12 protein-coding genes and 1 pseudogene are annotated in these 15,991 nt (G+C 33.7%); 6 read left to right on the forward strand and 7 right to left on the reverse strand.

What is annotated here, in order from left to right; all coding sequences use genetic code 11:
- Positions 1-28 precede the first annotated feature (28 nt).
- The 6 genes and pseudogenes from larC to KA873_RS00930 all read right to left on the reverse strand — a co-directional run bounded on the left by larC (position 29) and on the right by KA873_RS00930 (position 6,439).
- Positions 29-1,204, reverse strand: a complete 1,176-nt coding sequence (gene larC, locus KA873_RS00905; RefSeq protein ID WP_107383813.1) for a nickel pincer cofactor biosynthesis protein LarC — start codon at positions 1,202-1,204, stop codon at positions 29-31.
- A 5-nt stretch (positions 1,205-1,209) separates the two neighbouring features.
- Positions 1,210-1,980: a nickel pincer cofactor biosynthesis protein LarB gene (gene larB, locus KA873_RS00910; protein WP_107385765.1), complete on the reverse strand. Its 771-nt coding sequence runs from the start codon at positions 1,978-1,980 to the stop codon at positions 1,210-1,212.
- A 32-nt stretch (positions 1,981-2,012) separates the two neighbouring features.
- Positions 2,013-2,822: an ATP-dependent sacrificial sulfur transferase LarE gene (gene larE, locus KA873_RS00915; protein WP_154409512.1), complete on the reverse strand. Its 810-nt coding sequence runs from the start codon at positions 2,820-2,822 to the stop codon at positions 2,013-2,015.
- Positions 2,823-2,864: 42 nt separating this feature from the next.
- On the reverse strand, positions 2,865-4,127 hold the full coding sequence (larA, locus tag KA873_RS00920; protein WP_107385766.1) for a nickel-dependent lactate racemase: 1,263 nt from the start codon (positions 4,125-4,127) through the stop codon (positions 2,865-2,867).
- A pseudogene (locus KA873_RS00925) lies at positions 4,124-5,287 on the reverse strand (2-keto-3-deoxygluconate permease). Before KA873_RS00925 ends, larA begins: the two are co-directional and overlap by 4 nt.
- 21 nt (positions 5,288-5,308) lie before the next feature.
- Positions 5,309-6,439, reverse strand: coding sequence for a glycerate kinase (locus tag KA873_RS00930; protein ID WP_071560220.1), 1,131 nt, complete (start codon positions 6,437-6,439; stop codon positions 5,309-5,311).
- A gap of 138 nt (positions 6,440-6,577) precedes the next feature.
- Here KA873_RS00930 and KA873_RS00935 point away from each other — a divergent pair, with 138 nt between their 5' ends.
- The 4 genes from KA873_RS00935 to KA873_RS00950 all read left to right on the forward strand — a co-directional run bounded on the left by KA873_RS00935 (position 6,578) and on the right by KA873_RS00950 (position 11,943).
- The gene (locus KA873_RS00935) at positions 6,578-7,657 is read left to right on the forward strand and encodes a CdaR family transcriptional regulator (protein ID WP_210140137.1); all 1,080 of its coding nucleotides are present in this window, start codon (positions 6,578-6,580) and stop codon (positions 7,655-7,657) included.
- 311 nt (positions 7,658-7,968) lie between these two features.
- The gene (ppdK, locus tag KA873_RS00940; protein WP_107383818.1) at positions 7,969-10,605 is read left to right on the forward strand and encodes a pyruvate, phosphate dikinase; all 2,637 of its coding nucleotides are present in this window, start codon (positions 7,969-7,971) and stop codon (positions 10,603-10,605) included.
- Entirely contained in the window at positions 10,595-11,410 is an 816-nt protein-coding gene (locus tag KA873_RS00945; RefSeq protein WP_107383819.1) for a pyruvate, water dikinase regulatory protein, read from the forward strand. The genes ppdK and KA873_RS00945 overlap by 11 nt, the downstream gene beginning before the upstream one ends.
- A 119-nt stretch (positions 11,411-11,529) precedes the next feature.
- The gene (locus KA873_RS00950) at positions 11,530-11,943 is read left to right on the forward strand and encodes a VOC family protein (RefSeq protein ID WP_210140138.1); all 414 of its coding nucleotides are present in this window, start codon (positions 11,530-11,532) and stop codon (positions 11,941-11,943) included.
- Positions 11,944-12,514: 571 nt separating this feature from the next.
- Here the strand turns inward: KA873_RS00950 and KA873_RS00955 are convergent.
- Complete coding sequence (locus KA873_RS00955; protein ID WP_107383821.1) at positions 12,515-13,066, reverse strand: helix-turn-helix domain-containing protein; 552 nt, start codon at positions 13,064-13,066, stop codon at positions 12,515-12,517.
- Positions 13,067-13,152: 86 nt separating this feature from the next.
- On the opposite strand from KA873_RS00955, the gene KA873_RS00960 reads away from it, so the two are divergent.
- Both KA873_RS00960 and cls read left to right on the forward strand, forming a co-directional pair.
- Positions 13,153-14,337: a CynX/NimT family MFS transporter gene (locus KA873_RS00960; protein WP_107383822.1), complete on the forward strand. Its 1,185-nt coding sequence runs from the start codon at positions 13,153-13,155 to the stop codon at positions 14,335-14,337.
- A 157-nt stretch (positions 14,338-14,494) separates the two neighbouring features.
- The gene (gene cls / locus KA873_RS00965) at positions 14,495-15,979 is read left to right on the forward strand and encodes a cardiolipin synthase (RefSeq protein WP_210140139.1); all 1,485 of its coding nucleotides are present in this window, start codon (positions 14,495-14,497) and stop codon (positions 15,977-15,979) included.
- Positions 15,980-15,991: the final 12 nt, after the last annotated feature.

The raw sequence follows: 15,991 nt of genomic DNA on the forward strand, positions 1-15,991 counted from the left end.
ATTTATGTGTCATAACTTTTTAAGTAGTTCAATCAATCTGTATATGTTTTTGAATCTCTTGATTAATATGATTATATACATGTAAGAATGGTTTGTTGGCTTGAATTGCGGCGTTTCGCACATCTTCAAATTCTGGTTTTGCCTTAATTATTTTGCCGTTTAACATTGCTGTTTTTACTAAAATCGCTCCATAATTTGTATGAATTGTTTCGAATTGTCTATGGAGTACTTTACGATTAACCGTGTAACTTCTAATACCTAATGTCGATGTATTTTTTAAAACATAGTCTTCGAAAAATTGCGCATTTTCTATCTTACAAATGACTGTGATTTGAGTGGCTGGCCTACTTTTTTTCATAGTGATAGGTGTGAAGTATGCATCTAATGCACCATCTTCTAAAACTTGTTCAAGAAAGTAACTTAGCATTTCAGCAGACATATCATCAATCTGACTCTCTATTACTTGGACTTGCGTTGGTGTATTATCTTTAGTTTTGAATTGAATTGCTCTCAATATGTTTGGGAAATCAAAGTCTTTGGTGCCACATCCATAACCAATCTGCTCTATTGTGACAGAAGGTAAAGGGCCAATTTTAGATGTTAATGCTTTAATGAAAGCTGCTCCGGTTGGTGTCGTTAATTCGCTATTAATATCAAAAGAAACGAGCGGTATGCCTTTTAAAATTTCTGCCGTTGCAGGTGCAGGAACAGGATATAATCCATGAGCGATATTTACTTTACCTCCACCTGTTGGAATTGGAGAAGCGTGTAATTCATCAATTTTCAAATTTTCTAAAGCAAGGCAGCCCCCGATAATATCGATAATGGAATCCATTGCGCCTACTTCATGAAAGTGCACCTCTTCGACGGACATCCCATGAATTTTAGCTTCTGCATGAGCAATCGTATCAAAGACTTTTTGGCTTCGTACTTTAACTCTTTCAGGTAAATCGCTATCCTGTATCATATTTGTAATATCAGCAGCTGTTCTATGATGTGTCGTTTCACTAAAATCAATGTTTAGATGCTTAGCTTGAATACCTTGCTTGTTTTGATTAGAAAAGCGCAGCTTAAAATCATTAAGTGGCAACTTTTGTAAATGAGATTCAATGTAAGCTATATTTGCACCTAAATCTACTAGAGAAGATAGCAACATATCACCTGCAATACCAGCGTGACAATCTAAATATATTGTATTTGTCATATCATTCACTCCATCCCTGAATGTTGTTCCAACATATTGACAATCATAGCAGCATTATAACCACCACCGAAGCCATTATCAATATTAAGTACACTAGAACCAGGTGCACATGAATTAATCATTGATAACAATGTTGTGACACCATTTAGATTCGCACCATAACCAACACTAGTCGGTACGGCATAGACAGGGTGGTCAACTAAGCCAGCAACTACGCTTGCTAACGCACCTTCCATGCCAGCTATTACTACAGATACGTTGCAGTTGCGAATATCATCAATATGAGCGAAAAGTCGGTGGATACCAGAGACCCCAACATCGTAAAACCTTTTTACGGATATCCCCATTACTTCTGCTGTTATAGCAGCCTCTTCCGCTACAGGAAGATCAGACGTGCCAGCGCAAATGATGGCAGCTTGACGTTGTGTTTTGGTAATATGCTCTAATGATGTACAAACGATTTGTGCTGTTGCATGATATACCAATTGAGGATATGTTTCACAAATAAAATTGGCTTTTTCATTATTGACACGAGTAATTAATATTGTTTCTTCGTGTAATATTAATGAGTGGATGATTTTCACTAATTGTTGTTCAGTTTTACCTTCGCCAAATATTACTTCTGGAAATCCTTGGCGCTTTCTACGATGCAGGTCAATTTTTGCAAAACCTAATTCATCATATTGATTTAATTCTACTTTAGCCTCAGATATTGATAGTTGATCTGTTTTTACAGCTTGCAATAATGATTCAATGGAATCATATTTACCTGTCATAGTTAAACCACCTTTATATTATAGCGTTAAAATTAAGATTGTATGACCTCATTCATACTACCTGTACGATAGCCTTCTAAGTCAATTGTGACATAGTCAAAACCCAGTTCTTTAAGGCGTAGTGAAATTTGGTTTCTATGTTGAATAATTGGAACAATATCCGTTTCATCAACTTCGATACGCGCAATGTTGTCATGATAACGTACTCTAACGTTATTAATATCTAAACTCAAAATAAATTTTTCCGCTTCATTAACTTTATTAACTTTGTTGAAACTAAGTGGTTCACCATATGGAATGCGAGAAGCTAAGCTACAGAGTGCTGGCTTATTCCAAACAGGTAAGCCATTTGATTTACTAAGTTCTCGCACTTCTTCTTTATAAAGTTCAACTTCTTGTAAAATGCTTCTCACACCATATTCAGATCTCGCTTTAAGACCAGGTCTGAAATCTGAAATATCGTCCATAATCATGCCGTCTAACACATAATTGAATCCAAATGTTTTTCTTAAATCTTCTAGTTTTGCGTATAATAAACATTTGCTGTAATACCAACTGTCGGGTGTGTTTTTAATGATGTGTGGTTCTTTTAATTCTTCGATTTCAGTCTCTAAGATATCTGCATTTAACGTGTTACCGAGTTGAATAGCTTGATTAAATTCTTCGTTTCTAAATAATTCTGATTTAACTATCACTGCTTTTACATTATTGATACCTAGTACATCAATTGCTTTTTTTAGGACTAAGCTACTATCAACACCACCTGAAAAAGCAATAACGACTGTTTCCATTTCTTTTAAAATCATTTCAAGTTTAACTTCTTTATCTTGTAATTTAGTCATCATTTAAATTTCCTCCTTGAATATTTTTGGACTCATTGAAAATTATGATTCTACATACGGTATAGTAAGGGGACCTAGTGGCATAACTCCAATACTCATGTCTTTTCCATATTGTTGTTCTAAAGATTTTAATGTTGCTTCAATATTTGAAACAGGATGTAACATAGCATCTTTTGCTTGTTGATCAGTTAATTTGGAATATAAATACACATCTGCAAAAGTCTGAATCACAGCCTGTTTTTGTACTTGCCACTGGTCTAGCATGGCGAAGTTTGGGTCATTAATCATTTTGACAAGTGCTTCTGGGGTGTCTGCCATCTTCAGTATTTCTGCATAATTACCATGATTTGGGAAACCATCGCTGCATTCAGATAACATGATAATACTGCCTCCTTCTTTAACCACTTTATGAGCAGCACTCATTCCCTTGACTGTTTGATATAAATTTTGATCAAGTGGATAACCAGAATTAGATGCGATAACGACATCAAAACGATGGTCACATTTGAACATAGCGTGTTTTTTAGCATAAGCACATCCCAAATCATGTGCTTTATACAGTTCTCCAGCAAAGACTTCTGTAATTTCTTTTTCTTTGTTCAATGTTACATTGAGCATGAAGTCAGGTTTGCACATGGCATTAATTTCTCGAGTCATATCTTGCACTGGATTATCTGTCATATTCCCCCAAGTAGAACGAATATCACCGATCATTTTAGCATTGTGAAATGTCATGATTGTTTCTATACCTGCAATACCAGGCATAATTCCTTTTGGACCTCCTGAAAATCCAGCAAAGAAATGTGGTTCTATAAAGCCAGTTACAATTTTGAAATCAGAATCTACATAATCTTTGTTTAAGTAAACATCACATCCGTATTTACTATGACCAACTTTTTTTAAAGTTTGTTTATCATTGCAATGATTATGTACAATTCTAATGTTGTTTACGATATCTTCACCTAGCATTTGTATTAATTCATCTTCGGTTTGATCTCGATGTGTACCAGTGCCGTTGATGATGACAATATTTTCTAAAGGTACATGTGCAAGGGACTCTACAATAAGTGGTACAAGTATATGATTTGGCGTAGGGCGAGTGATGTCACTAATAACGATTGAAACTGTTTGATTGGATTGTACTAAATCTTCAAGCGGATCCGAATCGATAGGATTCCTTAATGCATCGCGTATGGCTTGTATATCATTATCGAGTGCAGGTATAGGTTTTGGCTCTATTAAGACGCTATTTTCAGGTAATTCTATATTAAGGTTTGACTTTCCATATAATATCTCTGTATTCAAGGTCGATCTTCCTCCTTATATGAAGCGCTTTTATAAAAGCGTGTGTTTATTTGCGCATTAGAATGTGTTTTGGCCGAGTGAGCAACATATTCCTTTGTTCCATATATTCCTTTACTTTTTTGATACCTATCGACCAATATGACTGCTATTGGGCACAATATTGCTGTAGTAATAGCTGAAATTGAAATTTGTGCTGTCGCGATAGGTGCTACTTTCTCAATCATAGCAAACTCACTTTGACTCAGATTACCATTTGCGAGCGCTGTAGAAGCAGCAGCAACTACTGCAGCAGGTGTAGATACAGCGTTACCTGCTGTAGATGATTCAGAAATTGGTGCAATTACACTCTTTTCTTTAAATATTTTAAAGGCAATGATACCAGTAAATGCGGTACAAATAAAGGTCAATAGTGCTAACGTTAAGCCACCTGATAATACGGAAAAATTAAAGAATTCAGCTAAATTCATACCAGCACCTAAAGAAAAGGCGAAAAAGGGGATGAGTATGGTTTAACCAGGACGTAAAAATTCTGATATTTTAGGGTCAAGATTTCCTAATATCATACCTATACTTAAAGGTAAAAGTACAGAAATAAATGAAATGATTGGAAAGGTTGTACCAATAAATCCCAATGAAATCAAAGTTAACAATGGTCCATCATTAATAGCAAGTATGGACAGACCACCTACATCTGAACGATTCCCATAAGTACTGGTTAGAGCAGCATACATACCACTATTGCTATTTGTCATTGCTGCAATTACAGCTATTGTAGACAAACCGAATAATCCACTCCAAGGATCAAATATTGAGCCTAATAAGAGTCCTACCGCTAACCCAGAAAAATATTTTGTTGTTGTTAATAGCATACCTTTTTTTAAGGCTTTACCGCCAATTTTTAAATTCATTTGACTTCCTACACAAAAGATAAAAAGTGCAATTAAGACAAGTGCACTATCTTTGAATAGTTCTTGTGAAAATCCCCCGATTTGAAGCATTTCGTAATAGCCTTGTTCAGTTTTGGGTGCACCGAGTGACTTAAGTAGATTCATTATAGGGCTTAAATGTAATTGATCAACGGTGTTTATAGTAGCGCCTAAAAGTAATGGGACTACCATCAATCCTCCAGGAATTTTTTCTATTGTATCTTTAATTCTCATAACTAACATCCCCTTAATATGTTATTGGTTATGGAAAAATGTTTTTACAATATTCTTGGTTGTTTGTTTTATCAATTTTTCCGATTTTGAAAATGTTTCTTCTAATGACATAGGTCCGTTACTTAAACTAAAAGCGCTGAGAATTCCACTGTCTTTTAGGTCTTTTGCATCAACTTCTACTGATCCTCCTATAAAAATAACTGGAATATCATATTTTTTGGCACATTGTGCAATGCCGATTGGTGCTTTTCCATAAAAAGATTGTTTATCAATTTTTCCTTCTCCAGTAAGAATTAAGTCTGCTTGTTTTAAGTATTTTTCGAATTGTATATATTCCATAACTACCTGAATACCTTCTTTAAAGTAACTTGGGAAAAACGCTTTGAATGCACCTCCTAAACCACCTGCTGCACCAGCACCAGGTAAATCGTGTAGTCTAACGCCTGTGGTATGTTCAACTAGATTAGCCCAATGCGTGAGATTATCATCAAGTTGTTGCATATTTTGTGCAGATGCACCTTTTTGTTTCCCAAAAATAAATGATGCACCATTAGGTCCTACTAATGGATTTTGAACATCAGTTGCTATAATAAAATTGCAATGATTTATTCGAGGATCAAAATTTGATAAGTTAATTTGAGCTAAACTTTGTAGTTCGCCACCCCCAAAATTTATTGAGTGATTTTGATTATCTTTTAACTCTGCCCCTAAAGCTTGTAACATGCCAGCGCCAGCATCATTTGTAGCTGAACCACCAATCGCCAGTATGAAATTTTTATATCCTTGATTCAAAGCGTGTAAAATTAATTCACCTGTACCATATGTTGTTGTAGATAAAGGATTTAATGCCTCTTGGGCCAAATGCTTTAATCCTGAAGCTTCTGCCATTTCTATGACACAAGTATGATTATCTAGAACCCCGTATTGAGCTGTTACTTTGTCACCAAGAGGTCCGGTTACACTGACCGTAGTAAACGTCCCATTTGTTGCATTTACTAATGCTTCCATTGTGCCCTCACCACCATCACCGATTGGTAAATCATGAATGGTAGATTCAGGGAAAATTTCCAGTATGCTATCTTTCATATACTTTGTTACTTCGCTTGCCTTCATACTTCCCTTAAATGAATCAGGTGCTAATATGATTTCCATTGTGAATTTCTCCTTTTAAGAAAGCGCTTTCTAAAATGTGTTGTTTTAAGTTTAACGATTTTATTATATTGAAAAAAGGGTTAAACTATACAAAAATAATACTTTGAATTTGTATATAAATAACAAGTGGTGAGATAAATGGATATATTGACTGAAGAAATGGCAACGCTAATCGTTAAAGAAACAGCTAAAAGAACCAAAACTAATATTAATATTATGAATTTTAATGGAGTAATTATTGCATCTTTCGATAAAAGTCGTATCGGTACGCTTCACGAAGGTGCTATTGAAGTGTTGAAACAAGAAAAAACAGTGGTAATCAACCAGGAAGATAGTTTGCATTTTAAAGGTACTCAGGCAGGTATAAACTTACCCATAATTTTCCAAGATAATATCGTTGGTGTTATTGGTATTACAGGTAATCCTAATCAAATAACACATGTAGCAGACTTAGTTAAAATGTCTACAGAATTGTTACTTTATCAAAATTATTTTACGTACGAATTGGAGGGACAAATACGAAGTCAAGAATTATTTATAGAGGAGTTATTAAAAAGTGAATCATCAAAATCCTTTATTCAATATTTAATGAAACAACTTAATATTGATTTATTAACTTATAGAAAATGTATCATTATCGATATCGAAAAACAGATATTTTCTAGAAATAGTATTGTTCGTTCATTAACGAGCAGGATAGATGCTAGTTCATTTACAATTGCATTTACGAATTATAACCGCATCGTTATTCTTGCTACTGCTCATTCGATGCAAGCTTTAGATAATAAAATCAATAATATATACCAAATATTTCAAAAATTAGAGCTGAAAGTCCAAATTGCCTCAAGTCTTATGTTTAAAAGATTAAAAGACTTTAGAAATGCATATGAAGAGTGTGAGTTGGTGTTTATGTTAGCTGAAAATGGAAAGACCGTGACTTCATTTAAAGATGTGGAAGAAAAAACACTTTTATATCAAATTGATAAAAATATAAGAGAACGATTTAAAAAAAGGATATTAAGTAATGTGGATCAGCAGAGTATAGATACACTAAAAGCTTTCTTTCAAAATGATTTAAATATAACGCAAACTTCTAAAAAATTGTACATCCATAGAAATACTTTATTGTATAGGTTAGAAAAATGTGAAAAAGAAACAGGGTTAAATCCTAAAAAGTACTCTGATGCTGTCAAATTACAGATTGCAATATGGTGTTAATAACGAAAACAATCGGAGTGTTTTATAAAAAAGTTTAACAAAAATGATTGGAACAAAATTAAAAATATTTTTAGTAATTAAAGTTAAATGTATCTTTATTTTAATTATGTCATACATTAAAAATTAAAAGTCCTAAGCATACCGTAAAATCGTATTGCTTAGGGCTTTTTTATATGGATTTAATTTAACTGAACAGATTAAAGAAAGTGAACGATAAAAGTAATCGTAAAAATTTGGTTGTTTTTTATAAAGTAATATGACATACTCAATAATAATTAGTATGACATATTAAAAATTTGAGGTGAATCTGTATGACGAAATATATTTATGCATTTGATGAAGGTAACAAAGCTATGAAAGATTTATTGGGAGGTAAAGGGGCTAATTTAGCTGAAATGAAACGTTTAGGGTTACCTGTACCGGATGGTTTCACCCTTATTACTGAAGCGTGTATTGAGTATTTAAAGCAAGGCGCTCATCTTTCAGATGAATTAATTGGACAATTACATGAGCAATTAGAAGCATTTTCTCAACGTACACAAAAATCATTTTCTTCTAAAGAATCACTTTTATTAGTGTCTGTAAGAAGTGGTGCAAAAATTTCCATGCCTGGAATGATGGATACTATTTTAAACTTAGGGCTGAATGATATTAATGTTAAAACTTTAGCAGAAAAGACAAATGATGCACGTTTTGCATATGACTGTTACCGTAGACTGTTACAAATGTTTGGCGAAGTAGTATACGGCATACCGATGACGTCATTTGATACATATTTTAATCAATATAAAGAACAACACCATTATCAAAATGATGCAGATATCCCAGCTGAAGGTTTAGAAGAAATATGTGATTATTTTAAAGGTGTTTATTTGGAAGAAGTATATAAACCATTCCCACAAGAGCCGATTGTGCAATTAACAGAAGCAATTGAAGCAGTTTTTAAATCATGGGATAATGATCGCGCACGTGTATATCGCCAATTAAATGAAATACCACACGATATTGGCACAGCAGTTAATATCCAAGAGATGGTCTTTGGTAATAGTGGTGCACAAAGTGGTACAGGTGTTGCATTTACGCGTAATCCAGTGACTGGTGAAGCAAAATTATTTGGTGAATACTTGTTAAATGCCCAAGGGGAAGATGTTGTTGCTGGTATTAGAACGCCAAAAGATATCAGTACATTGAAAGCACAAATGCCTCAAGTCCATCAACAATTTATAGAAGTTTCCCAACAATTAGAAAAACACTATAAAGATATGCAAGATATTGAATTTACTATTGAAAACGAGCAATTATATGTTTTACAAACGCGAAGTGGTAAAAGAACTGCTAATGCAGCGATTCATATTGCAGTAGATTTAGTGGAAGAAGGTATAATTTCTAAAAATGAAGCAGTTATGAATGTTGAAGTAAAATCAATTGACCAATTATTGCATCCTAATTTTGATGATAATGCCCTTGAGAAAGCTACAGCTGTTTCGAAAATGGGACTTCCTGCTAGCCCTGGTGCTGCGAGTGGTGAAATCGTATTTTCTGCGGAAACTGCAAAATTGAAAGCAGAGCAAGGGGATAAAGTGATATTGATGAGACCTGAAACTTCGCCTGAAGATATAGAAGGTATGGTCGCAAGTGAAGCGATAGTTACAACACATGGCGGTATGACTTCTCATGCGGCAGTTGTTGCCAGAGGAATGGGTAAATGTTGTGTGACTGGATGTTCAGACGTTGAAATTAATGTTATAGATAAAAAAGTAACATATCCTAATGGAACATTAAATGAAGGAGATATTATCTCAGTTGATGGTGCTAAAGGTGATATTTATTTAGGTGAAGTTGAAACGATTAAAGCTGAAAGAAGTAAAGCTTTTGAACAATTTATGCAATGGTCAGAAGCAATAGCAAGATTAGATGTACGCATGAATGCCGAAACACCACAAGATATTCAAGCAGGTTACCAATTTGGTGCGAAGGGCATTGGTTTAGTTCGTACCGAGCATATGTTTTTTGGTCCTGAACGTTTAATTGAAATGAGACGTTTCATTTTATCTGATACACAGGATAAAAGAATTAATGCTTTAAATAAAATTAAGGAATATCAAAAAGAAGATTTTGAAACTATCTTGAAGTTATCTGGAGAACGTCCAACAATTATTCGTTTGCTTGATCCGCCTTTACATGAATTTTTACCTAAATCAACTGAAGAAAAAAATAGTGTGGCAAGTCAACTCAATGTCACTGTTTCAGAGTTAGAACATTATATTGAAAGTTTAAATGAAGTTAATCCTATGCTAGGGCATCGTGGATGTCGCTTGGCGATTACTTACCCTGAACTTTATATTATGCAAGCAGAAGCTATTATGGAAAGTGCATTGAAACTTAAACAACAGGGCATTCATTGTCAACCTGAGATTATGATTCCGCTTGTATCTACTGTTTCAGAATTTACAACGTTAAAGTCGCAAGTTGTTGAACGCATTGAAGCTTTACAATCTGAAATGGGAGCAAGCGTTCATTACATGATTGGAACGATGATTGAAACGCCAAGAGCATGTCTGATTGCTGGCGATTTAGCACGAGAATGTGACTTCTTTAGTTTTGGGACAAATGATTTAACACAATTAACGTTTGGCTTCTCACGTGATGATGCTGGTAAATTTATTAATGCCTATTCAGAACAAGGCATATTAACGATAGATCCATTCCAAACACTCGATATAGATGGCGTTGGACAGTTAATTAAACAAACAACAGAACAAGCAAAAGCGGCAAATCCAACGATAAAAATTGGCGTATGTGGAGAATTAGGCGGTGACCACAAATCAATTCAATTCTTTAATCAACTAGATTTGGATTATGTATCATGTTCTCCATTTAGAGTGCCAGGTGCCTTATTATCAACTGCTCAAAGTGAAGTCGAAGGCGGTAGATTGCGTGTTAAATGATAATGAAAAAAAACAGCTAACGCTATTCGTTGTATCTGACTCTATAGGTGAAACAGCACAGCGAATGATTCATGCGACATTAACACAATTTCCAGATGTCACGCGTATAGAAATTAAAAAATTTCCTTTTATAAAAAATCAAGATGAACTACTCAATGTACTTTCATTGGCTAAAGCGCGTGGTGCAGTTGTTATAACGACTTTAGTTAATCCAGAATTTAATAAAAAGGGGCAGGCATATGCTCAAGAACAACAAATTCCGTATGTTGACTATATGTCTGATTTAATTAACATTATTCAAGAACATACGAATTGTTCACCTATTTTAGAAAGTGGTGCTTTGCGCAAGTTGGATGACAACTATTTTAAAAGAATTGAGGCAATGGAATATTCTGTTAAATATGATGATGGTAAACATTTCACGGATATAGGAGAAGCTGACGCTTTAATTTTAGGTGTTTCTCGTACGTCAAAGACGCCTTTAAGTATGTATTTAGCGAATAAAGGTTATAAAATAGCTAATATTCCTTTAGTTCCAGAAGTTGATATTCCAGATGAGGTCTTTAGAAATAAAAATTTAAAAGTATTTGGTCTGACAGCGAGTCCTACTTATATCTTAAATATTCGTACGGAACGTGTGAAAGTTTTAGGTTTACATGGACCTACAGATTATAATAGTGTCGATAGAATTAAAGAAGAGTTGATGTATGCCGAAGAAATATTTGCTAAATTAAATGCTACAGTCATTAATACGGAGTTCAAATCAATTGAAGAGTCAGCATTTTATATTGAAAAGTTTTTATAAGAATGAAAATTATAATTAAGTATGGAATTCAAAGGTATTATTAAAACTTCAGTTGTCTAAATTTATGTTTAAAGGGTATGTTTGATATTAGAAAATAATATTTAAAAAGAAGGGACATTATGTTGAAATCGACAGTGCCGTATTTGTTTTTTAACGGTCAATGTAAAGACGCTTTGGCATTTTATAGTAAGGCGCTGAACGGGGAAATTAAAGCTACAATGACGTATGGTGAAGCGAATGAAAGTGTTGCAGATGATCCTAATCGTGTCATTCATGCGCAGTTAGACGTTGATGGAAACTTATTCATGTTGTCAGATATACCCAAAGACGATGACACAATGTTACAAGATAGAAATGTTTATATTGTTTTGGAATTTGATAGTGAAACAGCAATCGAAGAAGTGTATGAACAATTGAAAGACGAAGGCGATGTTCAAATGGAGTTAGACACTATGTTTTGGGGAGCGAAATATGCCAAGTTGGTTAATAAATACGATATCGGTTGGGATTTAAGTTACACATTTCCACAATAACTAAAGTTGCAATTCGAATATAAATATTCACGGACATGCATCTTAATCTGATTAAATGTAAAGAGATGTTTATTAAAGTATAACTTCATATAATAAAAAATGCATTTTCATTTTTGAAGAGAGCCCCTTAAGTTGCATAGCTATTTAATGCTATCAACTGAGGGGCTTTACTTTAGAATAGATTTGCATTTTTTATTTGAAATGGTACGTAAGCTGATTCATTGAAGCGACGAAATATTTAAAAGCAGCTGAGTTTTTTACACTGCTTTCAAAATTAAATCATCATTTTATATATGTACGAATGATTTTGGATTTGGCTATCATATATATGATCAATCCTGTAATTATTGCAATGATTGTAGTCATAGGTAATTGGGCACTTAACGCTGTGATTTCAGGAAGTTCTTGGTGCATGACAAATGGAATAAGATAATTATTGATGTTGAACGTTGTAAACATAACAAGCGCAAATATGATACTGCCGTTACATGCTTTTTTGATATATTTTTATTTTCCACTGTGTATGTAGCATTGATAGTATCTAATGTTGGATAAGATTTTAATTTGATTGCTATTGTGCTTGATAGTGAATAGTGGCGGTGAGTATAACAACTTCATCAGTTGGATTATAGTAACGATGTGCTACATCACTATTAAAACGAAAAGCTTGGTTACTGGTAATTGTATAAGAAGTTTGACCAACTTCAATTTTTAAAGTACCTGAGTTAACGATGATAAACTCTTCAGATTGTATATGATGTGGATCAGAAACCATTTTACCACCTGGTTGAATTTCCATTTTAAACATTTCGAAATGCTTTCTTTCATTGTAAGGAAAGTATGGAAAGATCTTAACTTTATCTTCAACAATAGGAATAATATCAGATTCATCTACAAAATCTACAGGCTCGTGTATTGTTGATGTCAGTTGTGACAGGGGTAAATGAAGCCCGTTAGCAATTTTCCATAATGTTGTAATTGTTGGATTAGATGTGCCTTTTTCAATTTGGCTTAACATGTTTTTGCTAACGCCAGTCAGATTGGCCATTTTATCTAAACTAAGTTGGTGTTTACTACGATAAGTTGCTAAATTTTTGGCAATAATATTTTGAATATGATACATGTGAATCGCTCCTATTTACATTATAACGTACATATTGTACCATATATAATGTTGTTTAGAAAAATTTATGATGTAAGGTGAGCAAAATGGAAAATTATAGAAAAGTAAAACCATTTAATTGGCTATTATTTATAGGTATTTTGTTAGTGGGTGCAAATTTAAGGGCGCCAATTACTTCAATCGGAGTTGCGCTACCTGATATAAAAAATGATTTGGCGATGTCTAACAGTGCTGTTAGTGTAATTACAGTCGTCCCATTAATCGCATTCGCAATCATTTCACTATTTGCAGCAAAAACAAGTTATCGGTTTGGATTAGAACGAACGATTTTTGTAGCTTTATGGCTAATACTGATTGGCGTAATCGTACGTTCTATCACAGGTGTTTCATGGTTATATATAGGTACCATCCTTATAGGCGTTGGTATTGGTTTTGGTAATGTACTTGCACCTGCAGTAATCAAAGCGAAGTTCCCATTACATATAGGTGTGATGACAGGTTATTATACTGTCGTTATGAACGTATTTGGAGGATTATCTTCATATGGAACGGCACCGTTTGTCAAAGCGTTTAATTATAATATTGCCATTAGTGCGATTGGTGTCATTACATTGATTACAATTATTATATGGGCATTTCAATTGAAAAATAAAGAAGAAACAACGGCATCATTACCTCAAGAGAGTGTCAATGTTTGGAAGTCGCCATTATCATGGCAAATAACAATACTTATGGGCGGACAGTCACTTATTTTTTATTCTCTGATTAATTGGCTACCAGCATATTTATCTCAAAGTGGCATGACTATCAGTGAAGCGGGGATGTATTTATCAATTATGCAAATCGCTATTATACCGTTAACGTTTATTACCCCTATATTTGCTACTAAAATGAAATCACAATTTTTATTAACTTTTATGACTGGTTTATGTTTTGTGGTGGGTGTTTCAATAATGTTATTTTCACCGCAACTTGCTTTAATTGCTACGATTTTAGTTGGTGTTGCAAGTGGTTTAGCGTTTGGACTTGTGAATACATTCTTTAGTTTAAGAACGGAACATAGTCAAACGTCGGCGAAGTTATCTGGCATGGCCCAATCTGTAGGATACCTTTTTGCAGCAATAGGACCTTTACTGTTTGGTATACTACATGATGTCACAGGTCAATGGATAGGTTCATTAAGTATTTTATTAATCACTGCGCTATTAATCACATTATTCGGCTCACAAGCAGGTCGTAATCGCACAATAGAAAAAACAATAGAACAATAGACAGTATAATGCAAATATTGTACGATATTTTACAACATGTTTTGTTTTTCAATGAGCTTTTAAAATAATTGGATTTGATAAGTTGAACTATATCTTCGTCAATTAAATGAGGAATATAGTTTCATTAAAATCTAATAAAAAACGATGAGGTGTCATTATGCAACTTATTTTTGATCCAAGTGTAAGCCCGATTTATAGAGGTATACTTGCATTTTTCTTTGTTATTAATATAGCGCTTGCGTTTATTATTGTATTTTTAGACAGGGATCATAGAGATGCAACAGCGACTTGGGCTTGGTTATTTTTACTATTTGTAGTACCTATTTTAGGATTTGTTATTTATATATTCTTTGGACGAGCAGTGCGAAAAAAACGTGAACAAGGTTTTCATCATAATCAGATAGATGACATGAAGGAACGAATGAAGACGCAGTTATCAGATGCTACCAACAAGATTAATCATTCAGATTACCGATTAGTTAAAAAACATGCAGATATTGTTAATACATTGCTAACGAAAGAACCAACATTTTTAAGTTACGATAATAATGTTGATATTTATACTGATGGGCATGCGTTATTTGACCAAATGAAAGAAGATTTACGCAATGCAAAATCGTATATTCATTTAGAGTATTATGTGTTGAAATTAGATAAGTTGGGTTCTGAAATTGTCGATATTTTGCAACAAAAAGCTGAAGAAGGATTAGAAGTTAAAATACTTTATGATGCAGTAGGGTCTAAAACGGTACATAAATCAAAATTTAAAAAATTCCAAGAAGCTGGTGGACAAGTTGAGGCTTTCTTCCAAGCTAAAATTCCATTAGTAAATTTTAGATTAAACAATAGAAATCACCGTAAAATTTTAGTGATTGATGGTATGACTGGTTATGTGGGCGGATTTAATATTGGTGATGAATATTTAGGTTTAGATGAAAACTTTGGCTATTGGCGAGATACACATTTAAGGGTTAAAGGTGATGGTGTTGACGCGTTACAGCTCAGTTTTATCCACGATTGGAATTCTCAATCACACCGTGAACAATTAGAGTTTAACGATAAGTATTTCCCAGATAATGCAAAGCAAGGTGGAGATGTGCCGATGCAAATTGCGCTTAGTGCCCCAAGTGATAATTGGCATCAGATAGAATTTGGCTATATGAAAATGATCATGAACGCCAAAAAATCTATTTATATGCACAGCCCGTATTTTATACCAGATAAAGGTTATATCAATGCATTGCGTATAGCTGCAAAAGTTGGAGTAGATGTGAGGTTAATTATTCCTAATAAACCAGATCATATTTTTGTTTACTGGGCCACAATTACAAGTGTCGCACAATTGATTAGAGATGGTGTCAAAGTTTATACGTATGAAAATGGATTTATCCATTCGAAAATGATGATTATTGATGATGAAGTCGCAAGTGTAGGTTCATCAAACATGGACATACGTAGTTTTGAATTGAATTTTGAAATTAATGCATTTATGTATGATGAAAACATTGTCAAAGAGCTTAAAGCTGCTTTTATAGAAGATATGAAAGTATCTAAGGAATTGACAGAAGAACGCTATGAACAGCGATCAAATTGGATTAAATTCAAACAAGCGATTGCTAAATTAGCGTCACCAATTCTATAAAAATATAGAGAA

The sequence above is a fragment of the Staphylococcus sp. GDY8P45P genome, from assembly GCF_017892745.1.
Lineage (GTDB): Bacteria > Bacillota > Bacilli > Staphylococcales > Staphylococcaceae > Staphylococcus > Staphylococcus cohnii.